Origin of the sequence: Acinetobacter sp. NS-4, assembly GCF_037402435.1 — a bacterium.
Taxonomy (GTDB): Bacteria; Pseudomonadota; Gammaproteobacteria; order Pseudomonadales; family Moraxellaceae; genus Acinetobacter.
In genome coordinates, this window is sequence record NZ_JBBEUE010000009.1 from 26,066 (window position 1) to 50,809 (window position 24,744).

The following is a 24,744-nucleotide window of genomic DNA, read 5'->3' on the forward strand; positions in this document are numbered from 1 at the left end:
CAAAAAAATTAATTTAATCCTGCTGTACTACATTTGCATACTGTAAATGGTCATACTGATAAAAAGAATTGAATCATTAATCATTACCCCACTGTGCCAGTTTTCACTTCGCCTGCCTGCTGGTAACAAGTAAACATCACGCCACTAGACGTGACCAAGTGATCGGTTAATTCAAAAGCCGTCGCAGTTGCACCCTCAGCAAATAAACGTTTACCTGTACCGAGGATAACTGGAAAAGTCATCAAACACAGTTCATCAACCAGATCATGTTGAAAAAGCGTCTGTGCCATATGCGCGCTGCCATGCACTTTGATATCCTCACCTTCTGACGCTTTGAGCTTTTTCACATCATCCACATTTTTCAAAAACACAGAGTTTTGCCAGTCTGAATGATCCAGACTATTGGACATCACATACTTGGTGACCTCGTTGATTCCCGCCCACATTTCAGCATGTTTTGGCCAGTAAGACTCCCAAATCTGAAATGTATTTCTGCCCAAAAGAATATCGGTGGACTGCATCCATTTTTGCATGATGGTATTGATCACCGAGTCTTGCTTGGTAAAATAAGGAGCAACCCAGCCACCATATTTAAAGCCGCTGGATGGATCTTCCTCTGATCCGCCCGGTGCTTGAATCACACCATCTAAAGTCATAAATTCCTGAACAATTATTTTTCTCATAATTATTTTCTCATATTAGGGCTTCATTTTGTTTATTCTGTAGCCTAATCCTTATTTTTATCCTTCCGCCCATTTATTTCAATTCTATAAAATTCAGACACAAAAAAACCGCAACATGTGCGGTTTTTTCCAGTTTTACATCTGTCGATGTGTTCAAGTTGGTGCGCTCAGAGAGATTCGAACTCCCGACCCCTTAGTTCGTAGCCAAGTGCTCTATCCAGCTGAGCTATGAGCGCGTACTTGAGTTGCTTTTCAGCATTCGTTACATTTACGTTTAACTTGATTGGTGCGCTCAGAGAGATTCGAACTCCCGACCCCTTAGTTCGTAGCCAAGTGCTCTATCCAGCTGAGCTATGAGCGCATTTCAAGTTATTCGTGGCGGTGAGAGAGGGATTCGAACCCTCGGTGGGCTTTAAGACCCACGCTCCCTTAGCAGGGGAGTACCTTCAGCCACTCGGCCACCTCACCGTAACGAGCCGCCATAATACAAATTAAAGTTAATTTCTTCAAGTCACATTTCAAAAATTTCTGATATTTTTGATCAATCAACTATTTTTTAAACAATTTTCGAGTTGAGCGCGTACTTTTCCCGGTTATTCGGCAGTTGTTACTGTGAAATATGCTGCTTCGCGTTAGAATTAGGACTGAAAAACACAATATTGCAATCATTTACGTGCAGTATCCTGCAGCATGACTTATGCTAATCCTATCTTCTGACATGAAGCCAAAGACATTATGAAAAATTGGGTCGACCCTGAAGCTAAGGCTGAAGCCGAACGTTATGACAATCCTATTCCAAGCCGTATTCTCATTTCAGAAACGATTGAAAAATTACAAGCACCACAATCTCATGCAGATTTAGTGGAATACTTTAATATTGCAGATGAAAGAAGTATAGAAGCACTCAGCCATCGTTTAAGTGCCATGGTACGCGATGGTCAGTTGATGAAAGATGGATTTAAGTTCCTACTCGCAACCAGCCAGCCGACTCATGAAGCCACCGTCTATATCAATTCCAAAGGTTTGGGCAGTGCCTCAATTGCCGATCATGACGACATTTTATTACCTGAACGCGAACTCCGTTTGGTATTTAATGGTGATCGCATAAAAGTGCGCCAAACCTCGGTAGACCGTAAAGGTAAAGCTTGGGGTTTTATTACTGAGGTCGTGCAACATCGGGTCAAACAGATTATTGGTAAAGTGGCGGTGTATGACGGCGAATACTTTATTCAGCCAGGCAATCCGAATGCCCATCAGCCAATTACTTTAGAAAAAGAACTGATTGAACACGCCCAAGTCAAAGTGGGTGATTCTGTTCGGGTGGCGATTGATGACTACCCGACCCGGGAAGAATTGCCGACAGGACACATCGTGCAATCCATGGCGGATAAAGCCGATACCGAAATCATTATTCCGCAAACCATTTTAGAATTTGGTTTACCTTACGAATTTCCGGAAGAAGTGCTTCGCGATGCCGAACACTTTAAAGAACCGAACCAACAGGACCGCGAAGGCCGTATCGATTTACGTGACTTGGCCCTAGTCACCATTGATGGTGAAGATGCCCGCGACTTTGATGATGCAGTCTATGCCGAAAAACGTCCAGGTGGCGGTTACCGCGTGGTGGTAGCAATTGCTGACGTGAGCCATTATGTACGTAATGACAAACCGCTGGATGATGAAGCAAAAGAACGTGGGACTTCGGTGTATTTCCCGCACTTTGTGCTGCCGATGTTGCCGGAAGCCTTATCCAATGGCTTGTGCTCGCTGAATCCACATGTCGACCGCCTATGTATGGTTTGTGATTTGACCTTGTCCCGCGCAGGTAAAGTTACCGGCTTCCAGTTCTATCCATCGGTGATGCATTCCAAAGCACGTTTAACCTATACTCAGGTGGCGCAATATTTTGATGGTGACAGCAAAGCCGTTCCTGAAGATCGTGATGTACGTAAATCGCTGAATACCTTGTTCCAGCTCTATCAGACCCTCAAAGGTTTGCGTGCAGAGCGTCATGCCATGGAATTCGAAACGGTCGAAACCTACATGACCTTTGACGAACTCGGTGGAATCAAGGAAATTTTGCCGCGTTCACGTAATGAAGCGCACAAACTGATTGAAGAATGTATGTTGCTGGCCAACGTTGCAGCAGCAGAATATGCCTTGGAAAATGACATTCCTATGTTGTACCGTGTGCATGAGCCACCTGAATTTTCACGTATTCAGAAAGTACGCGAGTATGTGAAATTGCTGGGCTTGCCCTTCCCTGAACAGCCAACGCAAAAAGATTATCAAGCGGTGATTGAAGCCACCAAAGACCGTATTGATGCACCAAGCATTCATGCAGTGTTATTGCGTTCGATGATGCAGGCTTATTACGGCGCAAACAATGCCGGACATTTTGGTTTGGCTTATGATGCCTATACACATTTCACTTCACCAATTCGTCGCTACCCTGACCTGTTGTTGCACCGTGCCATCAAAGCACATTTAAAACAAAAGCCTTTCGCGCTTTCGGGTGCAGCTTTAGATGATGCGGGCGAACATTTCTCACAAACGGAACGCCGTGCCGATGAAGCATCACGTTCGGTCACCACCTGGCTGAAATGTCACTATATGCAGCAGCATTTAGGTGAAGAATTCGTCGGCATCATCAGTGCCGTGGCTGAGTTTGGCCTGTTCGTGACCTTAAAAGACTTGTATGTCGATGGCATGGTTCACGTGAGCCAACTGGGCGATGACTTCTTTGTTTATGACCAAGCCAGCCAAAGCCTGGTCGGTCAAAATCGCGGTCAAACCTTTAGCTTGGGCGATGAAGTCAAAATTAAAGTGGCAGCCGTGAATCTGGAAGATCGCAAGATTGATTTTCAATTGTTGCAACAGCTGACTCATGCCGGCCGTGCGATTCGAAGCCGTGCGCCACGTGTGGCCAAGACAACGACAGAAGAAGTCTTTAACCCGCGTGCTAAGGCCGTGGTGAGTGAAGATGGTGAACAGCCAATTCGCAAGAAAAAGCCAAAAAACAAATCAGCTGATTTGGCTAAAAAGTCAGATAAAAAATCTTCAGCCAAGTCGGATGCAAAAGCCAAAGACAAGCTGAAGAAAAAATCTAAGCCGAAAAAGAAAAAGTCGAATGCGAAAGCCAAGATAGAATAATTTTTCGATAAAAGCCCTACTTCGGTAGGGCTTTTTATTGAGTCTGATCTGGAAAGTATTTACCGACTGAAAAATAATAGCCCTTGATTTAACCCTTTCTAAGCCTTACATCTACTATTAACTTTATAAATGATATGGCGTATAGAAATGACTTTAGAAAAGGCGACCTTGCCCGTTCCACAATTTGACCAGATTCAACTGGCCGATTTAAAACAGCAGATTGAACAGGCCATTCAACAGGGACAAAGTTTTTTAAAAGATTTAACCGCAGTACCGGATGATGCTCAGGCACAGCTGAATATTCTGGGACAGGTCGATACACTGGAAAACAACATGAGTGAAGCTTGGGGTGTATTGTCACATCTCAATGCCGTGATGAATAACACAGAAACACGTGAACTTTATCAATCCCTACTTCCAGCATTAAGCGAATACTACACTCAACTGGGTCAACATACGGTACTCTATCAAACCTATCAGCATGTGCATGACTCGTCCGTATTTAGCACCCTTCCTGCAGCTCATCAAAGTGCCATTAAACTGGCGCTACGTGATTTCAAACTTTCCGGTGTGGCTTTAGAAGGTGAAGCGAAAAAACGCTATGCAGAAATTTCTGCACGTTTGTCGCAGCTTTCTTCCGACTTCTCCAACCATGTCCTCGATGCTACCCAAATCTACTTCAAACCTCTGACAGAAGAACAACTCAAAGGCTTACCGCAAAGCAGCATAGACCTACTCAAACAATATGGTCAGCAACGCGAACTTGATCAGGCTGTAGCGACTTTGGACATTCCGGCTTATCTAGCCATCATGACCTATGCCGATGACCGTGCCTTACGTGAAGAACTGTATAAAGCCTATACCACTCGTGCCTCCAACCTGTCTGATCATCCTGAGTTTGACAATACCCAAGTGATGGAGGAAATCTTAAGTCTGCGTCATGAAATGGCCCAGTTATTAGGTTTTGCTAATTTTGCCGAGCTATCGCTGGCCAGCAAAATGGCACCCGATGTCGAAACTGTAGATAAGTTTCTGGTTGATCTGGCTGAACATGCACGAGTACCTGCCAGCAAAGAGATTGCTGAATTAAAAACCATTGCCATTCAGGACGGCATTCTCGAGTTACAACCTTGGGACACTGGCTACTATTCTGAAAAACTGAAACTGCAACAATTCAATTTATCCCAAGAATCCCTCAAACCTTATTTCCCTGCACCGAAAATCCTGCAAGGCCTGTTCAGCATTGTGAACCGTCTATATGGCATCAACATTGTGGAACGTGAAGCGCCGGTCTGGCATCCCGATGCACGCTATTTTGAACTGGAAGATCAAGGCAGCGTAGTCGGTGGCTTCTACCTCGATCTTTACGCACGCAGTAGCAAACGCGGTGGTGCCTGGATGAGCGGTTTCCGTTCACGCATGCAAACCAAGGATGGCTTACAAAAACCGATTTGCTACATGATCTGCAATTTTACCCCTGCGGTTGGTAATCAGCCGGCACTGCTCACTCATGATGAAGTGAATACCCTGTTCCATGAATTTGGTCATGGCCTGCATCATCTGTTGACCGAAGTCGATCATATTGCGGTTGCAGGGACTCACGGCGTAGATTGGGATGCGGTCGAACTACCTAGCCAGTTTATGGAGTTCTGGACCTGGGATCACGAGAGTCTTGATCTGCTGAGTGAACACATCGAAACCAAGCAGCATTTACCTCAGGATCTGCTTAAATCCTTGCTGGATGCACGTTTCTTCCAGTCCGGCATGCAAACCTTGCGTCAAATCGAATTTGCCCTGTTTGACCTGTCTATTCACAAGCACAGTTCTGCTTTAAATGCCGAGCAGGTGCAAGCGATGCTGGATGAAATCCGTCAAAAATATGCTGTGGCACCAACGGCAAGTTATAACCGTTTTCAACATAGCTTTAGCCATATTTTTGCTGGAGGCTATGCCGCAGGTTATTACTCTTACAAATGGGCCGAAGTTTTGGCCAGTGATGCCTTCGATCGTTTCGAACAGGAAGGAATTTTTAACATACAGACCGGAAAAGAATTTCGTCAATTTATTCTAGCAGTTGGCGGAAAAGATACAGCACTTGATGCGTTTATCAATTTCCGCGGACGCGAGCCAAAAATAGATGCGTTATTACGTCATCAAGGTTGGACGCAGCCCTCTAAAAACGCTTAAACTAGGGATCTAAGATTGTTCAGAAGGTTAGGATGATGACTATCAAACGTCGTTTCATTGCAGGTGCTAAATGTCCAAAATGTGAAGCGCTAGATCGGATTGTCATGCTAACTTCTGGCGACGATGAATGGATTGAATGTATCGACTGTGGCTATAACGAAAATCGGCCAACGCATGTCGATGAACCACAAATGCCGGAACTGCCGGATGAGATTGGTGTCATTCAGTTCAAACCACGTCAGCCTAAATAAAAACAGGTTCACTATGACATTAGATCAAAGAAATAGCCCAAAACTTTTATTGGGCATTACTGGGGGATTGGTTGCAATCATTGTGCTTTTTTTGGCATATCAATGGTTTTTTGCAACTTCAAACGAAACACTGCCTGAACATGAAGGAGCCAGCTTGACCGCTCCTGTAAAACCGGCACCACCTACTACCGCAGAACCGCAAGTAGCTGCTGCTAAAAGCGATCCGGAAACCATTCAACTGGTGGATGAAAAAATTCTGAAAGCGCCAGTTTCAGAAAATGCTTCTTTGGTCAAAGAAGAAGTGGCCAAACTGGACGATATCCAGAACCAGCTCCATGAGCAAGAAACCATGCTGAAAGCACAACATACCGATGCCGACGAGCTGATTGCCCTCAAACAAGAACAGATTAAATTACTTGAAGCCCAACTGGCTCAAAAACAATCATTATAATGCGTGAAATTTCAGCTAAAATATCGGCACATATTTTAGCTGAATTTGTTTAATGCCCATCCCAAGAAGCAACCTTAATTTAATCAAGGCACTTAGCTTTCTCACCTGCTCTGCTTTTCTGTTTTCCCTGATGGGCGTATGTATCCGTTATGCATCGCACAGCGTAGACAACCCCACCATTGTTTTTTTCCGCAACTTTGTCGGTCTGTTTATTTTTCTGCCTCTGATTTTTAGCAAAGGCATTGGATTTTTTAAGACGGAAAAAATCTGGATGCATAGCTGGCGTGCCGTGATCGGACTGATTGCCATGTATGGTTTCTTTTATGCGATTGCCCATTTAAAACTGTCCAATGCCATGGTGTTTACCTACTCTTCTCCGATTTTTATTCCACTGATTGCCTGGTTATTCCTGAAAGAAAAAATCACCAAATCCATGCTGCTCGCGGCAGCCATTGGCCTGGCCGGGGTGATATTTGTAGCCAAGCCAGATGCAGGCATGTTTAACCAGATGTCAGTGATTGGTCTGGGGGCAAGCTTCTTGGCGGCCATGGCCTTTGTGACAGTACGTGCACTCACCAGTACCGAATCGCCAGAAAAAATCGTGTTTTATTTCTGCTTTATAGGCACTCTCATTTCCATGATTCCGATGTTCTGGCTATGGCGTCCTTATACTTGGACTGAACTGGGTTTCTTGATTGGCGCGGGTCTGCTTGCCAATATCAGCCAGATTTTTATGTCCAATGCCTATAAACTCGCCCCTGCCGGACAAATTGGACCGGTAAATTATATTGCAATTATTTTTGCCGGGATCTGGGGCTTTATATTCTGGCAAGAAACCCCTGATCATTATAGTTTGATGGGCTTCGGGCTGATTTTGAGTGCCATTATTCTCTGTAGTCCCTTAATTCAAAAGCGCTCAGCTTAATCATTCAGGCCGATCTTCCAAATATAAGTAAGGCATAAAAAAGCACCCGAAGGTGCTTTTTATTCAGTTAAAATTAATGATACCAGCCGAATAGTTTAAAAATATACGGCGCATAAGTCACAATCAGTAAGGATGGGAACAGCACCATAATCGGCAATAACCAGCGCTCATAGCGGTAATAGAACTTGGTATATTTGGCCTTTGCTTCTGCATCGGCAGCACGAACCTCATCATCACCCACCGACATTCGGGTCAGGAGATGATTCAGCGCCACTGGCGGAGTCACATAACCCAACTCAAATGCGACCAGTACAATCATCCAGAAATGAATTGGATGAATACCATTTTCATAGGCTACGGGTGCAATGGTTGCAGCCACCAGAATGACCGCGCCAAACGGGTCGGTAGTCATACCGACAATCGCCAGCAACAGTGCAATAAAGGCCAGTGAAATATAGATGTTACCCAAATGTGTTGGTAACAATTCAACCACTTCACTACGTTCAATCAGACCGCCTACACTTGCAGACAAGGCCATCAAAATAATCAGTGCACCAATATGTCCAACGGTTTCTGCCGAAGCAAACCACATTGAATGGGCAAAGCCGCGTGACTTCTCTCCCCCATGCGGTGTATGTTCACGCATAAAGGCCGATTGTTTTTCATGCTCCTGGGTTAAAGCAGCATGACGGTCTGGTGGTGTCACAAATCGGTCACCCCACCATTTATCAAACATAATATAAGCAATCAGAATGATCGGCAGAATCACTGGTGCAGTGAATTCATCCATCTGGGTATCCAAACCCACCGTATACATTGCAATCACGGCAATGGTGATCACGATATAAGGAATAACCGGCACAATGGCTTTTAACATGCCCGGCACTGCCACTTTAGGCGAATTCACACGGAAACGTGTTTCCGCAAGATACAGAGATACACCCAAGAAGATTAAAGCAGTCAGCCAGAATACATAGATACCATGATCAAACAGTTCATCTGAAGTCACATGACGGCTGTCGAGCATCGAAATTAGGATCACCAGCAAGCATGGACGAATCACCACACCTAATGAGCCGGACATGGCTGAAACGGCCAAGGCATATTGACGGCGAGAACCGGAATTCCACACTTCCTTGTAAATAATTGCACCTGCCGCCACAACGAAGATCCCTGATGCACCGGTATAAGCGGTTGGAATAGCAGCAGCAATCAAAATCAGCCAGGTCAGTGTTTCAGGTGCCAAATTCCAAGGACGTAAAATACCGAGGAATAAATCCATCACCCGGGTTTGGGTCAGTAACATACCCGCCCAGATAAACAGTGCCAGATTTAAGAAAATACCGGAGAATTCCACCAGAATTCCAAGGTAAATCCCTTGCCCCATTGGATAATCCATGACGAAGGTAAAAACAATACCGGTTAGCAATGCCATGTAGGCATACAGAGGCACACTCAATAAAGCCAGACCCAGATTGCCTTTGCCTTCCTGCTTGGCTACAGGTGGTTTAAACAGTTGTAGCAGACTGATCAGAGTCAAAGTAATAAATAGGAAAATCCACAGCCAGTAAACAGTCAGTGTTTCGTAAGTCGAAGTCACACCTGAATTGATAATCGAGTGATATTGGCTTAATACCGATGCAGTCAGCAGACCATTACCCAATGCCATAAACAGGGCATAAACGCGATAATCCAGCTTGGTGGTTGGCGCACGTAAACCAATATGGTGAAACTTCACTGAAGCGGTAATTGCAGCCACTACAACCATCAGCAATAAAATAATCACACGGTTTTCAGTACCAAATTTAAAGACACCAAAGAATGATGTTTCCAGGGTACGGTAACTTCTTATCGTAGGATGATCATCCATATATTTAATGGCTTTGTCATAGAACTGATACTTTTCCTGACATTGTTGTTGTCCTGCCATGACCGAAGCCCGTACATCTGCTTCTGAGGTAGTACCGAAAATATCGGCAAACTCATCATTGGCATTGGCTTTCATTTGCTTTTGTACTTGCGCATCAATATCCGGATGTAAATCACAGCTTGGTTTGGCGGGTTCTGCACGTAAAAAAGAATATTGCATGCCAATTTCTTCATTGCCATACAAACGTTCACCCACACGTAATAGCTGTCCATGAATCATCTCACCGGTACCGATGATGAGGGTAAGCAAAAGCAGTAAGAGAATGACAAAAGTCGAAATCCACTCTGTCCATATATAACGTAACAGACCTAATCCTGATCTGTTGTTTTCATCATTTTGCATGTGCATTCCTATTTTTTATTTTGGCCATTACACGGGGTTTAGCAATGCCAATCTTCTTTATGAATAGAAAAGATCCTTTCTCTATCCAATCTCTTTATTGTTATCTACAAATTTGCATTAACTCGATACCAATGAAAATGACAATATGTATTTTCTTTTCTGTTTTAAATGTCAATATCACCACTATTCAACGAAATATTCCCATAAAACATAGGCCAAGGCGATTACTACTCCTCCAATCACCCCTAATAAATGTGCTTCAACCAATACCGGACTGCCAATCAGTTCAGCTGTGCCGACACTGCCGACCGTATTTTCCCAAATCAATTTCCCCAGAATCAGACACAACACCAATGCCGCAAAATTACGTTCTTTTCTATACAACAAATGCACACAGGCAACGGTGACATACGCTCCATGCAATACCCCGGACAGGCCCGCATAAGCTTCTATATTGGGAAAGAAATAATAAAAACACAGGCTGATAAACGGCGGCAGCAATACCAGTAAAGCAACAAAATGCCAGATTTTGACGCGAGGAAAAATGAAAGGTAAGCAGGCGAAAGCCAGCATATTCAGCAGATAATGAATCCATCCCACATGTACCCAATGGGCAGTCCATAAACGCCAGAATTCTTTTAACAAACTGGCTTGCCAATAGATAAATGAATCTGCAAAAACTTGGAGGCATGCCGAGAAAGACATTACAAATGCAATAAAAATAATTTTTCGCATCAGAAACGGGTCTTTCATGGGCATGCCCCCTAATTTAGAAATAACGAATTAAAAATAAAACATCATTCCAACCCATCTTTTCTTATATTCTCTTTCATCCCATCCAATTTAAGAGGATGCAGCACTCTCATTTTCAGTGAACAAATCATCCAATTCTGCAGAATTGTCCTTCTCATCCCAGAAATGTTGCATGCCGTCATCACTAGAGCGGATTCCGGTATGTTCAGTCCAATAACGGTCTGAAATACCCTGCACCATATTTTGTGCCATGCTGTCTACCAGTCTGAACTGGGGATTGACCGGTTTTTCTTCAGTACGGGCAGCAGCAAATGCTTTTAGTGCATCACGCATCTTGGCATCATCGCCACTGGCTTGAGCTGCAACCGCATACAAGGCATGAGATAAACGCACCCCTTTTTGCTCACCCAACTGTACCGACTGTTTTAAAGTCTGGTAAGGATCTGGCTTGCCATCCCCTGCACCCGGCAATAAGGTCCAAATGACTGCACGTGCCGCTTCTGGTGCTCCCCAGAATTTGGCATTATCCAGGCACACCATACCGCGTTCAACAACGGCAGCGATATCTTTTGGTACATTCACTGCACCGCCAGAATTAATGTCATTGGTCATGGCCTGTAAGCCACTGATCATCCCCATCAAATACACGGTTTGATCCAAGTCACTTTTCATTTTTGGGCATCCATCACCCAATGCCTTATTATATTTTGCTTCCCAACGCTTTTCTAACAGCTGGTAGCCTGCATATTGACGTTGTGCAGCAATGGCAGCCCAGCGTTTTTGTTGAATACGGGCATCTTGCGCTTCTGAAACCTGCCCCGCTTTAGAGGCACGTAAATAATGTAATTCTGCTTCTAAGGCCTGATTTTCAGCACAAATTCCCGATGAAGCATATAACAGTACCGCAATACGGGTTGGATCTGCCCCCATATCTTTGGTTGACATAATGGCGGGCGTTAAGGCATTGCCTGAATTACACGCCATATCTGCATCATCCATGGCTAAGATTGGCGGTACGATATGTTTCTCACTAAAACCCAGTGCAATATTTGCCCCTGATTTAACCACTTGAGAACAACCTGATAAAAAAGAACTTGTAACGATGATAACTGCCATACCCTGGCATATTTTTTGGACTTGCGACATTTTCCTGTCCTCTATAATTGTGTTTATGTCCATAGCATCCAAACATATCAGATGCGAAATCCGAATAAAAGAGTATTCACTCTAATTAGATTTGATACTTTGCCATGAAATGAGTTTGGGGAAATTGACTGTATTCCAGCAAGTTAAAAATTTTGGGCAAAAAAAAGTAGCATTGCGACGGTTCGGCACATGCTACTTATCAAGGGGTCAAAGCCTATTGGCTTTCATGTTGTGCAAATCGATCCTTCAGCACGGTTCCTAGTCGTCCAATAACAATTGCCAAAACAATTGCTACCACCAGAAACATCCAAGTTGGAATCATCATGATGATTTCCTCATTTGCTGTTGGTGTTTTTAATTTACATTTAGCTTAAATAATTCAGGGGAAAAATTGTCTGACAATTGCAATATTTGTTATTTTTCTCATCCAACTGTCTTACAAAAACAAACACCTATATTCATGTTATTGATTATTAATATTTTAATTAAAATAAATTTTATACAACTGTCTAACAATTAGGTCAATTTAGCCAGTTTTTTCAGTGCCTTCCATTGCTGAAAGGATAATTGATCGATCCAGATCAATAATGGCTTTTCCTGAAAATGCTGGAAATACACCACTATATAAAGCTGATGATCAACCAAATGACTAATCGAAACGCGTTTTACCTGTTGCGATTTTAAATGTGATAGTGACCATTCACGTGTATGCAAATGCTCAAAACAAATCGGTTGAGGGACTTTTAAGCCATAGGCATAGATCATTACACCCAGCACAATGCACAGCAACCATAACCATGCGGGCAACAGCTGCTGCAAAAGTACAATCAACAGAGTAAAAATGGCCAGCTGAAATACAAAGGCCAGACGACTGCGTTTCAGCTGAAAACAACGATTAGCCATGAACGTAATGTTTCAACTTGACAATCAAGGCTCTCATTTCCGGACGAGGGGGTTCAGAAACTTCCATAAACCAATCTAACAGGTCTGGGTCTTCTTGCGCGACCAACTCGGCAAAAACCTCTTTCTCAGCTGCATCAGCCTGTAAATAATGATTTTTGACATAGGGATCAAAGTACACATCAATTTCTTTTAAACCGCGACGAGCACGATAAATGACTTTGCGTTCTTCCAAGCTGATTTCTTCGCTCATAGCTTTCCCCAATAGTGTGAAAATTTTTGCTAGTTTACCCTATCCCATCCCCCTATTTCGAGCCATTTCCTCGAATTGACCAAATTCATCATTTTATATGCACATTTGAGCATTCATCTCATTGTGACTTGCGGCTCAATCTTCTAATTTTTAACTAACAATAACTTTGTAGATGGACACAATAACAATGCAATCAGCTGCGATCCGACCTTTAGCCAATATGCTGCCACGTCATTTATTTAGCGCAGAGCATGAAGCTTTTCGTGAAACCGTACGAAAATTTTATGAAAAGGAAGTTGCTCCCAATATTGCCAAATATGAACAGCAACAGCATGTCGACCGGGATTTATGGAACAAGGCCGGTGCAATCGGCCTACTTTGTGCCACCATGCCAGAACAATACGGGGGATCAGGTGTAGACCGTCTTTATAGCATGATCCTGATTGAAGAACAGGCTTATGCCATGGATTCATCCACTGGTTTTTCACTCCATTCGGATATTGTAGCCAATTACATCTTCAATTTTGGCAATGAAGAACAGAAATCAAATTGGTTACCGAAAATGGCCTCCGGTGAAGTGGTCACTGCCATTGCCATGACCGAACCGGGAACCGGATCTGACCTGCAGGCAGTACGTACTTCTGCCGTACTGGATGGCAATGAGTATGTCATCAATGGTTCGAAAATCTTTATCACCAATGGCTACCTGTGTGACATGGCGATTGTGGTCTGCAAAACGGGCAGCAGTGATAAAGGTTCAGCTAATCTTTCTTTAATTATGGTCGAAGCTGACCGTGCCGGTTTCAGTAAAGGCAAACCTCTAAATAAAATTGGCATGAAAGGACAAGATACCTGCGAGTTGTTCTTTGACAATGTGCGCGTACCGAAAGAAAATTTGCTGGGTATGGAAGGCATGGGTTTCATAATGCTGATGAAAGAACTGGCCTGGGAACGCATGCTGGTCGCCATCATTTGTCAGGCGGGAGCCGAAGCTGCATTTGCGCATACTGTGCAATACACCAAACAACGCCAAGTCTTTGGTAAACCGATCAGTGCTTTTCAAAACACCCGCTTTAAGCTGGCTGAATTACGAACCGAAATCGATTTCTGCCGTGCTTATTTAGACCGCTGTATGGAATTACAACTTACTGAACAGCTTGGGATTGATGCTGCGGCAGCGGCGAAATACAAAATTTCCGAAATGTTTTCTAAAGTCGTGGATGAATGTCTGCAATTGCATGGTGGTTATGGCTACATGATGGAATACCCAATCGCACGTGCCTATATCGATAACCGTGCCAACCGGATTTATGCCGGTACCAATGAAATTATGAAAGAACTGATCTCGCGGTCACTGTAATCAAAAGCCCATCTGCTGATGGGCTTTTTTCTTTTAGGCAATGTCTGCTAAAAACTCTGTAGTTAACGCCAGCACCTGTTCCGGTTGTTCTTTATGCGGCATATGATGCAGACCTTTCAAGATCTGTAATTCGGCTACTCCCTTCACTCCTACAAAGATTTTCTGAGGCTGTGCTGTTGTAGCATATTCATCCAACTCACCATGAATGACCAAGCTTGGGCATTCTACTTGTGGCAGCACCTCACGCAAATTCCAGTCCTTAAATGCAGGCGCCAGCCAGGTTTCAGTCCAGGCATCCAGCACCCACTGCGCTTTATCAGGGTGATATTTGGCTAGACGCTCTATTTGCTCTGCTTGCTGAAATGCCTGTTTGGCTGCACGGATACCCGCTAAAGTTCGTTCTTCTACTTCATATTGCGCGGCAATGGTCACTAAAGCCTTACAGCACTGTGGATATTCAGCAGCGATGGCTGCGGACATTCCACCACCCACACTATGACCGAGCACAATAAAATGTTTCAGATCAAAATAATCAAGCACAGCCTTAAATCCATGGGTCGCTTCAGACATGACAAAATCCAGTGCCAAAGATTGGTCATTGACGGATGATTGCCCAAAGCCAATCCGGTCATAGGCATATACAATACGTTTAGTCTGAGCTGCAAGTTGCGCAGGAAAATCACGCCATAAAGCCACACTGCCCAGTGAATCATGCATCAATAGAATTGGTGCCAATTCTGGATTGGCTTCAGCAGACTGCCATGATTTGGCATAAATGGAATAGGAATGAAATGACAACTGATATTCACGCGCTAAAATACTCAAAACTTATTCCTATGCTGGCTTAATTCGTTTTGTTCCATCATGTAGGAGGTTGCCGCAGAACTAAAGATTACAAATTGAACTTGTGATTCAATATGCATAAAAAAAGGAGCATTGCTGCTCCTTTTTTAAATGATGATCAGGCTCAATAAGAAAACTAAATCATGACACCAAACGCGGTGTCACGTTTTTATTATCCTTTTGCTCACGCTTATGGAATTTAAGCACGCCATCATCAAAGCGCGCATGCTTTAATTGTTTACGGTCAGCCAGATAATTATTGGATACACTCCAAGGTGCATGCTTGCCCTGTTTCGGCATCACATCAGCAGCACGGGCAATATAGCCTGAAGTCAGACTGCCCATAACGGTATCTTCCATTAACTCGTTCGCATCGCCTTGAGGACGCACTTCATCATAGCCATTTTTGTCCATATAATTGATCAGACGGCAAATATAATCTGCCGCAATATCCACTTTCAGTGTCCAAGAGGCATTGATATAGCCAATAATCATCGCCATGTTTGGCACATCACTGACCATGATGCCCTGATACAGCATATGTTTAGAGGTATTCATCGGCTTACCATCAATCGTGGCCTGCATGCCGCCTAAAATTTGAATATTGAGTCCGGTTGCAGAGACAATAATATCCGCATCCAAGTGCTTGCCTGATTTTAATTGAATCCCCGTTTCAGTAAATTTTTCAATTTGATCGGTTTCAACTGAGGCACGCCCTTCACGTAAAATCTTGAATAAATCACCATCTGGTACCACACATAAACGTTGATCCCATGGTTCATAGTTCGGGGTAAAATGTTTCATATCCACCTTACCTTTGAGCTGAAATTCAATTGATTTCAACAGCAAACTACGCAGTAATTTAGGCTGTTTCTGTGCCAGTGCATAAATACCACGCTGCATGCCAATATTACGTGCGCGAGTCAGCTTATAGGCAATATCTTCTGGCAAGTACTTACGCATTTTATCGTAGATTAGGTCAATCGAGGGAACCGAGGCGATATAGGTCGGTGAACGTTGCAACATCGTGACATGAGCTGCACCACCTTTCGCCATGGCTGGCACCAAGGTAATTGCAGTTGCCCCACTGCCAATAATCACTACTTTTTTACCTGAATAATCGAGCTGCTCAGGCCAATGCTGTGGATGAATAAAGTCACCTTTGAATGCAGACTGATTCGGGAATTCTGGCTGAAAGCCTTGATCGTAATTATAGTAACCAGTGCAGCCTATAACGAAATTGGCTACCCAAGTCTGTTTTTTCCCTTGCACATCTTCAATTTCAACAATCCATTTTTTAGTAGCAGAATCATAATTGGCAGCCAACACGCGGTGCTGAAAATGAATTCTATTTTTTAGCTGATACTCATCAATCACTTCAGACAAATAATTCTTGATGGATGGACCATCTGCCAGAACACTGGCTTTTTGCCACGGTTTAAAATTAAAACCAAAGGTCGACATATCTGAATCGGAACGAATTCCAGGATACTTGAATAAATCCCAGGTTCCGCCAAAACTTTCGCGACGCTCAATAATTTCAAATTGGCGTTGTGGGCAGTTTTTAGAAAGATGAACAGCGAGACCAATACCAGAAATACCGGCACCTACAATCAAGACATCAATATGTTTTTCCATGTTCTTTTTATAACCTGTTTAAGCTTTATTTTATTAAACCATAAAATTGACAATACTCAATGTCAAGTTTGTACAAAACTGATAAAAAATATGTCAGTTCAGGACAAAAGCTTAAATTGTCAGACAATGATAAAACAACAGGCATAAAAAAGACCGGTGAAACACCGGTCTTTTTTAGAACAACTGAAGCTATTCTTGCGAAATTAGTTAGCTTCGCGATCTACTAGCTCAACGTAAGCCATCGGTGCAGCATCACCTGCACGGAAGCCCGCTTTAAGAACACGTAGATAACCGCCGTTACGTTCTTTGTAACGAGGGCCAAGAACGGTAAATAATTTACCAACAGTTGCTGCTGAACGAGTACGAGCAAACGCTAAACGACGGTTTGCAACAGTATCGTTTTTAGCTAAAGTGATTAAAGGCTCAGCTACACGACGTAACTCTTTTGCTTTAGGCACAGTTGTTTTAATCAACTCGTGCTCGAACAAAGAGTTAGCCATGTTTTGGAACATCGCTTTACGATGACTGCTTGTACGGCCTAATTTCACACCACTATTACGATGACGCATGGTGATAGTCCTACTTAATTAACGGCTACGATAGGCGAAACGATCGTCCATACGGAGACTAGCTGGTGGCCAGTTCTCTAAACGCATGCCGAGCTGTAAGCCCTTAGAAGCCAGAACATCTTTGATTTCAGTTAACGATTTTTTACCAAGGTTAGGAGTTTTTAACAACTCCACTTCAGTACGTTGAACCAAGTCACCGATGTAGTAAATATTTTCTGCTTTCAAACAGTTAGCAGAACGAACAGTAAGCTCTAGATCATCTACTGGACGAAGCAAGATTGGATCCACTTCTTCGCGAGGCTCTTGAGCAACAGGAGCTTGATCTTTCTGAAGATCAACAAAAATTGCAATTTGTTGTTGCAAGATTGTTGCCGCTTTGCGGATTGCTTCTTCAGGATCAACTGTACCATTGGTTTCAAGATCAATGATCAATTTATCAAGGTCAGTACGTTGTTCTACACGAGCGTTTTCCACTGTGTAAGACACGCGCTTGATTGGGCTATAAGAAGCATCTAACTGTAAGCGACCCACAGGGCGAGTCTCGCCTTCTGGGAAACGTGAATCAGAAGTTTCATAACCACGACCTTGAGAAACTTTCAGGCGCATTTTTAAATTGCCTGATGCACTCAAAGTGCCGATCAAATGCTCAGGGTTTACCACTTCAACATTATGAGGTAAACGAAGATCAGCGGCTGTTACATCGCCTGGACCTTGTTTTTCTAATGTCAAATATGCTTCGTTTTGATCGAACAGCTTAATCGACAATCCTTTTAGGTTCAGCAAGAGCTCGACGATGTCCTGCTGCAAGCCTTCCAAGGTACTGTACTCGTGCTCAACCCCTTCTATTTCAACTTCAACCACAGCAGCGCCAGGTAAAGAAGAAAGAAGGATACGACGTAAAGCATTACCAAGAGTATGACCAAAGCCACGCTCTAATGGTTCTAGAATCACTTTTGCCGAGGTCCCGCTAGCCGCTTCGACCTTGATCGCTTGCGGAGTTAGAAACTCATTTGCAGTACGCGTCATTATTGCTACCTCAAGGATTATTTAGAATACAATTCTACAATCAAGCTTTCGTTGATTTCAGCAGGTAAATCAGAACGATCCGGTGCAGCTTTAAACGTACCTTCTAATTTTGAATGGTCAACTTCCATCCAAGAAGGGATACCACGTTGAGCAGCCAACTCAATCGCGCCTTTAATACGCAATTGTTGTTTAGCACCTTCGTGAACCGCGATTACATCACCAGCTTTAACTTGGATAGACGCGATGTTTACACGACGACCATTCAAAGTAATGCTACGGTGAGATACAAGCTGACGAGCTTCTGCACGTGTAGAACCAAAACCCATGCGATAAACGACGTTATCAAGACGGCTTTCAAGCAGTTTCAACAAGTTTTCACCTGTTGCGCCTTTAACACGAGCAGCTTCTTTATAGTAGTTACTAAATTGACGTTCTAACACACCGTACATACGACGTACTTTTTGTTTTTCACGTAATTGTAGTGAGTACTCAGATTGTTTACTGCCACGAGCCCCGCCATGTTGGCCAGGCGCTTTAGCATGTTTTTTAGTTTTGACGTCAAATGGTTTAACGCCAGATTTTAATTGCAGGTCTGTCCCTTCGCGGCGAGAGAGTTTGCATTTTGGACCAATATAACGAGCCATGAATGATTCTCCTTACACACGACGTTTTTTAGGTGGACGGCAACCGTTGTGCGGGATTGGCGTCACATCGGTAATGCTGTTAATTTTATAACCCACTGCACCTAAAGCACGAACCGCAGATTCACGACCAGGACCAGGACCTTTTACAAGGACGTCCAAGTTTTTCAAACCATAATCCAAAGCAGCTTTACCAGCAACTTCAGCAGCTACCTGAGCAGCAAACGGAGTTGATTTACGTGATCCACGGAAGCCTTGTCCACCAGAGGTAGCCCAAGCCAGTGCATTACCTTGACGATCGGTAATAGTCACAATGGTGTTATTAAAAGAAGCGTGAATGTGTGCAACACCTTCAGAGACGGTACGAGTGACCTTCTTGCGTGTGCGTGTATCTTTAGCCATCTTTTAGCTTCCAGAAATCTTATTTCTTAATAGGTTTGCGCGGACCTTTACGGGTACGTGCGTTAGTTTTGGTGCGTTGTCCACGGACAGGCAAGCTGCGACGATGACGAAGACCGCGGTAGCAGCCTAAATCCATTAAACGTTTAATGTTCATGGAAATTTCGCGACGTAAATCACCTTCGGTCGGAACCTTGGTAATTTCTGCACGAATCGCATCAAGTTGAGCATCATCCAATTCACGGATCTTGGTAGTTGGTGCAATACCAGCAGCAGCTAAGATGTTCTTAGCAGTGTGGCGACCGATACCAAAGATATACGTGAGGGAGATAACAGCATGCTTGTTATCCGGAATGTTTACACCGGCAATACGAGCCATTCACTTTCTCCAAAAAGGCAGTAGAGATAATCAACCGCCCCACAAAAACCTTGAGGGGCGGATATTAACCTAATTCACCTACTGAAATCAACAGGTCTTGATCAGATTAACCTTGACGCTGCTTATGACGAGGTTCAGCGCTACAAATCACGCGGATAACCCCATTACGACGGATAACTTTACAGCTACCACAAATTTTTTTAACAGAAGCTTGTACTTTCATGATGAAACCTCAAGTGCGCTTATCCTTTAGGATGAGCAGTCGTTTTTCTCATTAACGTTTGATTGTCATACTGGTGCGAAGTGAGATGAGCTTGCAGCTGAGCCATAAAGTCCATCACAACTACCACTACGATCAACAAAGATGTACCACCCAAATGGAATGGAATACCAAAAGAACTTTGCAGAATCATCGGCATTAAACAGATGATCGTAATGTAAATTGCACCAATAAACGTCAAACGATTAAGAATATGATCTAAGTAACGAGCAGTTTGCTCACCTGGGCGAATACCAGGTACATAAGCTCCGCTGCGTTTCAAGTTCTCTGATACTTCTTTAGGACTGAACACAAGTGCAGTATAGAAATAACAGAAAAAGATAATTAACGCACCGAAGAGCACCAAATACAAAGGTTGTCCAGGCGATAATACCAATGCCAAATCTTGTAGGCTACGCTTTACAATTCCTGCATTTGGATCAGAACTACCTAACCATTGACCTAAACTTGCAGGGAACAGCAATAACGAACTAGCGAAAATTGCTGGAATAACCCCTGCCATATTCAATTTCAATGGCAAATGTGTCTGCTGTGCAGTGAATACGCGACGCCCTTGTTGCTTTTGAGCATAGTTAACCGGTATACGACGTTGAGCCTTTTCAATAAATACAATCGCAGCAAGAACCGCAACTGAAAGTAATGCAAACACAGCCAGACCAATTAAACTTGATTGACCGTTATCCACCGAAGTGAATGCTTGAATTACAATATTAGGCAAACCAGCAACAATACCTGCGAAAATGATCATCGAGATCCCATTACCAACACCACGTTCGGTAATTTGCTCTCCCAACCACATTAAGAACATAGTACCTGCAACCAATGAAGTTACAGCAGGAATGTAAAAAGCCAGTCCTGAAGTCAAGGTAATCCCTTGGCTAATCAGACCAGCACACATACCTACACCTTGTACCAATGCAAGTAATAACGTGCCGTAACGCGTATATTGATTAATCTTACGCTTACCCTGCTCGCCTTCTTTCTTTAATGCTTCCAGCGAAGGAACGACTGTTGACATCAACTGCACGATAATCGATGCAGAGATATATGGCATGATCCCCAACGCAAGAATTGACATTCGCTCTAATGCTCCGCCAGAGAACATATTAAACAAACCTAAGAAGGTACCTTCATTAGCTTTGAAAAAACGTTCTAAAGCGACATTATCAATACCCGGCAGTGGAATATGTGCTCCTAGTCGAAAGACCAATAATGCGCCAACCAAAAACATTAATCGACGAATAATTTCACGATATTTCACATGAAATGGTTGGCCTTTCATCATGTTGACATGACCTGAAGAACTAGGAGACATAGACACTAGCGATTACTCCTCGACTTTACCGCCAGCAGCTTCAACAGCAGCTTTAGCGCCTTTAGTCAAAGCAACACCTTGTACAGTGAATGCACGAGTAATATCACCAGAAAGTACGATACGAGCACGAGTCATATCTTTACGTACAACATTGGCAGCTTTTAAAGTTTCAAGTGAAATGATATCACCTTCAACTTTAGCAAGCTCTGATAAACGTACTTCAGCAGTTTTTAAAGCGAGTTGGCTAGTGAAACCGAATTTAGGTAAACGACGATATAACGCAGTTTGACCACCTTCGAAACCTGGACGTACGCCACCGCTCTTACGTGATTTTTGACCTTTGACACCACGGCCACCAGTCTTACCAACGCCAGAACCGATACCACGGCCTAAACGAAGGTTGTCACGTTTAGCACCTTCTGCAGGTGCAATAGTATTTAAACGCAGAGTCATGGCTTATTCCTCTACACTAACCATATAGTAGACTTGGTTGATCATACCACGGTTAGAAGGCGTATCTTGCACTTCTACAGTATGACCAATACGACGCAGACCTAAACCTTGAAGGCTAAGCTTGTGATTTTTCAAGCGGTGCGCAGAAGATTTAGTCTGGGTAACTTTAATCGTTTTCATGATTGATTACCCTTGAATTTGTTCTACTGAAAGACCACGTTTCGCAGCGACTTTCTCAGGAGAAGTCATATCACGCAAACCTTTGAAAGTTGCGTTAACTACGTTAGCAGCGTTTGTAGAACCGTAACATTTAGCAAGTACGTTATGTACACCAGCAGCTTCCAAAACAGCACGCATCGCGCCACCAGCAATTACGCCAGTACCTTCAGAAGCAGGCTGCATGTAAACACGGCTTGCACCATGACGAGCATTCACAGGGTGTTGCAGAGTAGTACCTGCAAGATCAACAGTGATCATGTTGCGACGAGCAGCTTCAAGTGCTTTAGAAATAGCAGCTGGAACTTCACGTGCTTTACCACGACCAAAACCTACACGACCATTACCATCACCCACAACAGTTAATGCTGTGAAAGAGAAGATACGACCACCCTTAACAACTTTGGCTACACGATCAACGGCAACCAGCTTTTCAACAAGACCTTCGTTTTGTTCAACTTTAGCCATGATTAGAACTCCAAGCCGTTTTCACGAGCAGCATCAGCCAAGGCTTTGATACGACCATGATATTTGAAACCAGAACGGTCAAATGCAACTTTAGTAACGCCAGCTGCTTTAGCACGTTCTGCGATTAAAGCACCTACTTTAGTCGCTGCATCAACATTACCAGTTGTACCAGCACGTAAAGTAGCATCTAAAGTTGAAGCTTGCGCTAAAACTTTGCCACCATCTGCTGAGATAACTTGAGCATAGATGTGACGCGGAGTGCGGTTTACACACAAGCGAGTCGCACCCAATGCACGAATGTGCAAGCGTGTGCTTTTCGCACGACGCAAACGGGATTGTTTCTTTTCGTTCATAAGAACCTCGCGCCTTATTTCTTCTTAGCTTCTTTACGAAGTACAACTTCGTCAGAATAACGAACACCTTTACCTTTATAAGGCTCTGGCGGACGGTAACCACGGATATCTGCAGCAACTTGACCTAAAGCTGCTTTATCAGCAGATTTAAGAACAATTTCAGTTGCAGTAGGAGTTTCAGCAGTTACACCTTCTGGAAGGTTGTAATCAATCGGGTGAGAGAAACCAAGGTTAAGGTTAACAACGTTACCTTTAACCGCAGCTTTATAACCAACACCGATAAGTTGTAACTTGCGTTCGAAACCTTCGCTAACACCTTTTACAAGGTTGTTTAACACAGCGCGAGCAGTACCAGCTTGCATCCAAGCGTCTTTCGACTCAGCTTTAGGAGCAATTTGAAGTTGACCTTCTTCCTGTTTTAGCTCGACCAGCGCATGCAGGTTGAAAGACAATGTACCTTTGCTGCCTTTCACTTCGACCTGCCGGCCGTTCTGAGTAACTGTTACACCGTTAGGTACAGTTACTGGGGCTTTAGCCACACGAGACATGAGGAATCACCTATTAAGAAACAAAAGCAATAACTTCACCACCGATGCCCGCAGCACGTGCAGCGCGATCAGTCATGATGCCTTTGCTTGTAGAAACAATTGCAATACCTAAACCTTGCTTAACGCTAGGAAGTGCATCTTTACCGCGATACTGACGTAGACCTGGACGGCTTACGCGTTTCACAGTTTCGATAACTGGTTTGCCTTCAAAATATTTTAACGTAAGTGTTAAAGTTGGTTTGCCTTCAGCATCTGCAACTTCTACGTTTGAAATATAACCTTCTTGTTGAAGAACGTTGGCAATTGCAACCTTCAACTTAGAATTTGGCATAGAAACAGTTTGTTTCTTTGCCATTTGTGCGTTACGAACACGGGTTAACATGTCGGCAACGGTATCTTGCATACTCATTTATAGTGCTCCTTACCAGCTTGCCTTAACAACGCCCGGTACATCACCTTGCATTACTGTATCACGTAGTTTGTTACGGCTTAGACCGAACTTACGGAAGTAACCATGAGGACGACCAGTTAAACCACAACGGTTACGAAGACGCACTGGAGATGCATTACGTGGTAATGCCTGTAACTTCATCATCGCATCGAAACGTTCTTCGTCGCTAGCATTTACATTTGCAATCGTAGCTTTTAATTCAGCACGTTTTGCAGCAAATTTAGCAACTGTTTTTTCGCGTTTCAATTCGCGATTAATCATACCTTTCTTAGCCATATCGACCTCTTATTTGAACGGGAAGCCGAATGCACGCATAAGCGCACGGCCTTCGTCATCGGTGCGAGCAGTCGTAGTAACGGTAATATCCATACCACGAATACGATCAATCTTATCGAAATCGATTTCAGGGAACATGATTTGTTCCTTCAAACCCATCGAATAGTTACCACGACCATCAAATGATTTCGCAGAAAAACCGCGGAAGTCACGAATACGAGGGATCGCGATAGAGATCAAACGGTCTAAGAATTCGTACATTTGTTCGCCGCGTAAAGTAACTTTACAACCAATCGGCCAACCATCACGGATTTTGAAACCAGCGATTGATTTGCGAGCTAGAGTAAGAACTGGCTTTTGACCAGCAATCGCTTGCATATCAGAAAGAGCGCCATCTAACAATTTCTTGTCAGCTGATGCCGCACCAACACCCATGTTAATGGTGATTTTAGTGATGCGAGGAATCTCCATCACATTTTTAACGCCTAATTGCTCTTGTAACTGAGCTTTAAGTACGTCGTTGTAACGTGTTTTAAGTCTGGCCATTGCCTATTT

General features: G+C 43.6%; 29 protein-coding genes and 3 tRNA genes. 6 read left to right on the plus strand and 26 right to left on the minus strand.

Annotated elements, in window-relative coordinates; genetic code table 11:
• Positions 1-83 precede the first annotated feature (83 nt).
• The 4 genes from WAE57_RS08640 to WAE57_RS08655 form a co-directional block, all read right to left on the minus strand.
• Entirely contained in the window at positions 84-683 is a 600-nt protein-coding gene (locus tag WAE57_RS08640; protein WP_337710088.1) for a dihydrofolate reductase family protein, read from the minus strand.
• 159 nt (positions 684-842) lie between these two features.
• A tRNA-Arg gene (locus tag WAE57_RS08645) sits at positions 843-919 on the minus strand.
• 48 nt (positions 920-967) lie between these two features.
• A tRNA-Arg gene (locus WAE57_RS08650) sits at positions 968-1,044 on the minus strand.
• Positions 1,045-1,059: 15 nt separating this feature from the next.
• Positions 1,060-1,151 (minus strand) — tRNA-Ser (locus tag WAE57_RS08655).
• 264 nt (positions 1,152-1,415) lie between these two features.
• Between WAE57_RS08655 and rnr the strand changes: the two genes are divergently transcribed.
• The 5 genes from rnr to WAE57_RS08680 all read left to right on the plus strand — a co-directional run bounded on the left by rnr (position 1,416) and on the right by WAE57_RS08680 (position 7,650).
• Entirely contained in the window at positions 1,416-3,836 is a 2,421-nt protein-coding gene (rnr, locus tag WAE57_RS08660) for a ribonuclease R (protein WP_337710288.1), read from the plus strand.
• A gap of 132 nt (positions 3,837-3,968) precedes the next feature.
• Positions 3,969-6,023 (plus strand): M3 family metallopeptidase, encoded by a 2,055-nt coding sequence (locus WAE57_RS08665; RefSeq protein WP_337710290.1) that lies wholly within the window; start codon positions 3,969-3,971, stop codon positions 6,021-6,023.
• A 41-nt stretch (positions 6,024-6,064) separates the two neighbouring features.
• Complete coding sequence (locus tag WAE57_RS08670; protein ID WP_171262930.1) at positions 6,065-6,274, plus strand: YheV family putative zinc ribbon protein; 210 nt, start codon at positions 6,065-6,067, stop codon at positions 6,272-6,274.
• 13 nt (positions 6,275-6,287) lie between these two features.
• Positions 6,288-6,725 (plus strand): hypothetical protein, encoded by a 438-nt coding sequence (locus tag WAE57_RS08675; protein ID WP_337710089.1) that lies wholly within the window; start codon positions 6,288-6,290, stop codon positions 6,723-6,725.
• Between the two features lie 52 nt (positions 6,726-6,777).
• Entirely contained in the window at positions 6,778-7,650 is an 873-nt protein-coding gene (locus WAE57_RS08680; RefSeq protein ID WP_337710090.1) for a DMT family transporter, read from the plus strand.
• A gap of 73 nt (positions 7,651-7,723) precedes the next feature.
• Here WAE57_RS08680 and WAE57_RS08685 read toward each other — a convergent pair whose 3' ends face one another.
• The 5 genes from WAE57_RS08685 to WAE57_RS08705 form a co-directional block, all read right to left on the minus strand.
• Positions 7,724-9,922 carry a TRAP transporter large permease subunit gene (locus WAE57_RS08685; RefSeq protein ID WP_237787119.1) on the minus strand — a complete coding sequence of 733 codons (2,199 nt, stop codon included), beginning with the start codon at positions 9,920-9,922 and terminating at the stop codon, positions 7,724-7,726.
• A gap of 183 nt (positions 9,923-10,105) precedes the next feature.
• Positions 10,106-10,675 (minus strand): rhombosortase, encoded by a 570-nt coding sequence (rrtA, locus tag WAE57_RS08690; RefSeq protein ID WP_086174593.1) that lies wholly within the window; start codon positions 10,673-10,675, stop codon positions 10,106-10,108.
• Positions 10,676-10,765: 90 nt separating this feature from the next.
• Positions 10,766-11,821, minus strand: coding sequence for a hypothetical protein (locus WAE57_RS08695; protein ID WP_337710093.1), 1,056 nt, complete (start codon positions 11,819-11,821; stop codon positions 10,766-10,768).
• 516 nt (positions 11,822-12,337) lie between these two features.
• Entirely contained in the window at positions 12,338-12,724 is a 387-nt protein-coding gene (locus WAE57_RS08700) for a hypothetical protein (protein WP_337710095.1), read from the minus strand.
• Positions 12,717-12,974, minus strand: coding sequence for a succinate dehydrogenase assembly factor 2 (locus tag WAE57_RS08705; RefSeq protein ID WP_086174442.1), 258 nt, complete (start codon positions 12,972-12,974; stop codon positions 12,717-12,719). Before WAE57_RS08705 ends, WAE57_RS08700 begins: the two co-directional genes overlap by 8 nt.
• 187 nt (positions 12,975-13,161) lie before the next feature.
• Here WAE57_RS08705 and WAE57_RS08710 point away from each other — a divergent pair, with 187 nt between their 5' ends.
• Positions 13,162-14,334 (plus strand): acyl-CoA dehydrogenase family protein, encoded by a 1,173-nt coding sequence (locus tag WAE57_RS08710; protein ID WP_337710099.1) that lies wholly within the window; start codon positions 13,162-13,164, stop codon positions 14,332-14,334.
• 33 nt (positions 14,335-14,367) lie between these two features.
• On the opposite strand, the gene WAE57_RS08715 is transcribed toward WAE57_RS08710, so the two are convergent.
• The 17 genes from WAE57_RS08715 to rplE form a co-directional block, all read right to left on the minus strand.
• Complete coding sequence (locus WAE57_RS08715) at positions 14,368-15,159, minus strand: alpha/beta hydrolase (RefSeq protein ID WP_337710101.1); 792 nt, start codon at positions 15,157-15,159, stop codon at positions 14,368-14,370.
• Between the two features lie 159 nt (positions 15,160-15,318).
• Positions 15,319-16,815, minus strand: coding sequence for an NAD(P)/FAD-dependent oxidoreductase (locus WAE57_RS08720; protein ID WP_337710103.1), 1,497 nt, complete (start codon positions 16,813-16,815; stop codon positions 15,319-15,321).
• A 203-nt stretch (positions 16,816-17,018) separates the two neighbouring features.
• The gene (rplQ, locus tag WAE57_RS08725) at positions 17,019-17,384 is read right to left on the minus strand and encodes a 50S ribosomal protein L17 (RefSeq protein ID WP_337710105.1); all 366 of its coding nucleotides are present in this window, start codon (positions 17,382-17,384) and stop codon (positions 17,019-17,021) included.
• 18 nt (positions 17,385-17,402) lie between these two features.
• On the minus strand, positions 17,403-18,410 hold the full coding sequence (rpoA, locus tag WAE57_RS08730) for a DNA-directed RNA polymerase subunit alpha (RefSeq protein WP_004869497.1): 1,008 nt from the start codon (positions 18,408-18,410) through the stop codon (positions 17,403-17,405).
• 17 nt (positions 18,411-18,427) lie between these two features.
• On the minus strand, positions 18,428-19,054 hold the full coding sequence (gene rpsD, locus WAE57_RS08735; protein WP_086195760.1) for a 30S ribosomal protein S4: 627 nt from the start codon (positions 19,052-19,054) through the stop codon (positions 18,428-18,430).
• Positions 19,055-19,066: 12 nt separating this feature from the next.
• Positions 19,067-19,453, minus strand: a complete 387-nt coding sequence (rpsK, locus tag WAE57_RS08740; protein ID WP_001040166.1) for a 30S ribosomal protein S11 — start codon at positions 19,451-19,453, stop codon at positions 19,067-19,069.
• Between the two features lie 19 nt (positions 19,454-19,472).
• A complete protein-coding gene (gene rpsM, locus WAE57_RS08745) occupies positions 19,473-19,829 on the minus strand; it encodes a 30S ribosomal protein S13 (protein ID WP_086174447.1) in 357 nt (118 codons plus the stop codon).
• A gap of 106 nt (positions 19,830-19,935) precedes the next feature.
• Positions 19,936-20,052, minus strand: a complete 117-nt coding sequence (gene rpmJ, locus WAE57_RS08750) for a 50S ribosomal protein L36 (RefSeq protein ID WP_000867907.1) — start codon at positions 20,050-20,052, stop codon at positions 19,936-19,938.
• 19 nt (positions 20,053-20,071) lie between these two features.
• Complete coding sequence (secY, locus tag WAE57_RS08755) at positions 20,072-21,391, minus strand: preprotein translocase subunit SecY (protein ID WP_171263967.1); 1,320 nt, start codon at positions 21,389-21,391, stop codon at positions 20,072-20,074.
• 45 nt (positions 21,392-21,436) lie between these two features.
• Positions 21,437-21,877: a 50S ribosomal protein L15 gene (gene rplO / locus WAE57_RS08760; RefSeq protein ID WP_086174449.1), complete on the minus strand. Its 441-nt coding sequence runs from the start codon at positions 21,875-21,877 to the stop codon at positions 21,437-21,439.
• 3 nt (positions 21,878-21,880) lie between these two features.
• The gene (gene rpmD / locus WAE57_RS08765) at positions 21,881-22,057 is read right to left on the minus strand and encodes a 50S ribosomal protein L30 (protein WP_004691302.1); all 177 of its coding nucleotides are present in this window, start codon (positions 22,055-22,057) and stop codon (positions 21,881-21,883) included.
• Between the two features lie 6 nt (positions 22,058-22,063).
• The gene (gene rpsE / locus WAE57_RS08770; protein ID WP_004657688.1) at positions 22,064-22,561 is read right to left on the minus strand and encodes a 30S ribosomal protein S5; all 498 of its coding nucleotides are present in this window, start codon (positions 22,559-22,561) and stop codon (positions 22,064-22,066) included.
• 2 nt (positions 22,562-22,563) lie between these two features.
• Entirely contained in the window at positions 22,564-22,914 is a 351-nt protein-coding gene (gene rplR / locus WAE57_RS08775; RefSeq protein WP_053579516.1) for a 50S ribosomal protein L18, read from the minus strand.
• Positions 22,915-22,928: 14 nt separating this feature from the next.
• Entirely contained in the window at positions 22,929-23,462 is a 534-nt protein-coding gene (gene rplF / locus WAE57_RS08780; protein ID WP_086174450.1) for a 50S ribosomal protein L6, read from the minus strand.
• 13 nt (positions 23,463-23,475) lie between these two features.
• A complete protein-coding gene (gene rpsH, locus WAE57_RS08785) occupies positions 23,476-23,871 on the minus strand; it encodes a 30S ribosomal protein S8 (RefSeq protein WP_086195766.1) in 396 nt (131 codons plus the stop codon).
• A gap of 12 nt (positions 23,872-23,883) precedes the next feature.
• Positions 23,884-24,189: a 30S ribosomal protein S14 gene (gene rpsN, locus WAE57_RS08790; RefSeq protein WP_086174452.1), complete on the minus strand. Its 306-nt coding sequence runs from the start codon at positions 24,187-24,189 to the stop codon at positions 23,884-23,886.
• 9 nt (positions 24,190-24,198) lie between these two features.
• A complete protein-coding gene (gene rplE / locus WAE57_RS08795) occupies positions 24,199-24,735 on the minus strand; it encodes a 50S ribosomal protein L5 (protein WP_086174453.1) in 537 nt (178 codons plus the stop codon).
• Between the last annotated feature and the right edge of the window lie 9 nt (positions 24,736-24,744).

What these genes read in the sequence shown, in the direction of transcription:
- WAE57_RS08640 (WP_337710088.1), bottom strand. Translation starts at nt 683, where the DNA reads ATGAGAAAAATAATTGTTCAGGAATTTATGACTTTAGATGGTGTGATT.
- WAE57_RS08675 (WP_337710089.1), top strand. Translation starts at nt 6,288, where the DNA reads ATGACATTAGATCAAAGAAATAGCCCAAAACTTTTATTGGGCATTACT.
- WAE57_RS08680 (WP_337710090.1), top strand. Translation starts at nt 6,778, where the DNA reads ATGCCCATCCCAAGAAGCAACCTTAATTTAATCAAGGCACTTAGCTTT.
- WAE57_RS08685 (WP_237787119.1), bottom strand. Translation starts at nt 9,922, where the DNA reads ATGCAAAATGATGAAAACAACAGATCAGGATTAGGTCTGTTACGTTAT.
- rrtA (WP_086174593.1), bottom strand. Translation starts at nt 10,675, where the DNA reads ATGAAAGACCCGTTTCTGATGCGAAAAATTATTTTTATTGCATTTGTA.
- WAE57_RS08695 (WP_337710093.1), bottom strand. Translation starts at nt 11,821, where the DNA reads ATGTCGCAAGTCCAAAAAATATGCCAGGGTATGGCAGTTATCATCGTT.
- WAE57_RS08700 (WP_337710095.1), bottom strand. Translation starts at nt 12,724, where the DNA reads ATGGCTAATCGTTGTTTTCAGCTGAAACGCAGTCGTCTGGCCTTTGTA.
- WAE57_RS08705 (WP_086174442.1), bottom strand. Translation starts at nt 12,974, where the DNA reads ATGAGCGAAGAAATCAGCTTGGAAGAACGCAAAGTCATTTATCGTGCT.
- WAE57_RS08710 (WP_337710099.1), top strand. Translation starts at nt 13,162, where the DNA reads ATGCAATCAGCTGCGATCCGACCTTTAGCCAATATGCTGCCACGTCAT.
- WAE57_RS08720 (WP_337710103.1), bottom strand. Translation starts at nt 16,815, where the DNA reads ATGGAAAAACATATTGATGTCTTGATTGTAGGTGCCGGTATTTCTGGT.
- rplQ (WP_337710105.1), bottom strand. Translation starts at nt 17,384, where the DNA reads ATGCGTCATCGTAATAGTGGTGTGAAATTAGGCCGTACAAGCAGTCAT.
- rpoA (WP_004869497.1), bottom strand. Translation starts at nt 18,410, where the DNA reads ATGACGCGTACTGCAAATGAGTTTCTAACTCCGCAAGCGATCAAGGTC.
- rpsD (WP_086195760.1), bottom strand. Translation starts at nt 19,054, where the DNA reads ATGGCTCGTTATATTGGTCCAAAATGCAAACTCTCTCGCCGCGAAGGG.
- rpsK (WP_001040166.1), bottom strand. Translation starts at nt 19,453, where the DNA reads ATGGCTAAAGATACACGCACACGCAAGAAGGTCACTCGTACCGTCTCT.
- rpsM (WP_086174447.1), bottom strand. Translation starts at nt 19,829, where the DNA reads ATGGCTCGTATTGCCGGTGTAAACATTCCGGATAACAAGCATGCTGTT.
- rpmJ (WP_000867907.1), bottom strand. Translation starts at nt 20,052, where the DNA reads ATGAAAGTACAAGCTTCTGTTAAAAAAATTTGTGGTAGCTGTAAAGTT.
- secY (WP_171263967.1), bottom strand. Translation starts at nt 21,391, where the DNA reads ATGAAAGGCCAACCATTTCATGTGAAATATCGTGAAATTATTCGTCGA.
- rplO (WP_086174449.1), bottom strand. Translation starts at nt 21,877, where the DNA reads ATGACTCTGCGTTTAAATACTATTGCACCTGCAGAAGGTGCTAAACGT.
- rpmD (WP_004691302.1), bottom strand. Translation starts at nt 22,057, where the DNA reads ATGAAAACGATTAAAGTTACCCAGACTAAATCTTCTGCGCACCGCTTG.
- rpsE (WP_004657688.1), bottom strand. Translation starts at nt 22,561, where the DNA reads ATGGCTAAAGTTGAACAAAACGAAGGTCTTGTTGAAAAGCTGGTTGCC.
- rplR (WP_053579516.1), bottom strand. Translation starts at nt 22,914, where the DNA reads ATGAACGAAAAGAAACAATCCCGTTTGCGTCGTGCGAAAAGCACACGC.
- rplF (WP_086174450.1), bottom strand. Translation starts at nt 23,462, where the DNA reads ATGTCTCGTGTGGCTAAAGCCCCAGTAACTGTACCTAACGGTGTAACA.
- rpsH (WP_086195766.1), bottom strand. Translation starts at nt 23,871, where the DNA reads ATGAGTATGCAAGATACCGTTGCCGACATGTTAACCCGTGTTCGTAAC.
- rpsN (WP_086174452.1), bottom strand. Translation starts at nt 24,189, where the DNA reads ATGGCTAAGAAAGGTATGATTAATCGCGAATTGAAACGCGAAAAAACA.
- rplE (WP_086174453.1), bottom strand. Translation starts at nt 24,735, where the DNA reads ATGGCCAGACTTAAAACACGTTACAACGACGTACTTAAAGCTCAGTTA.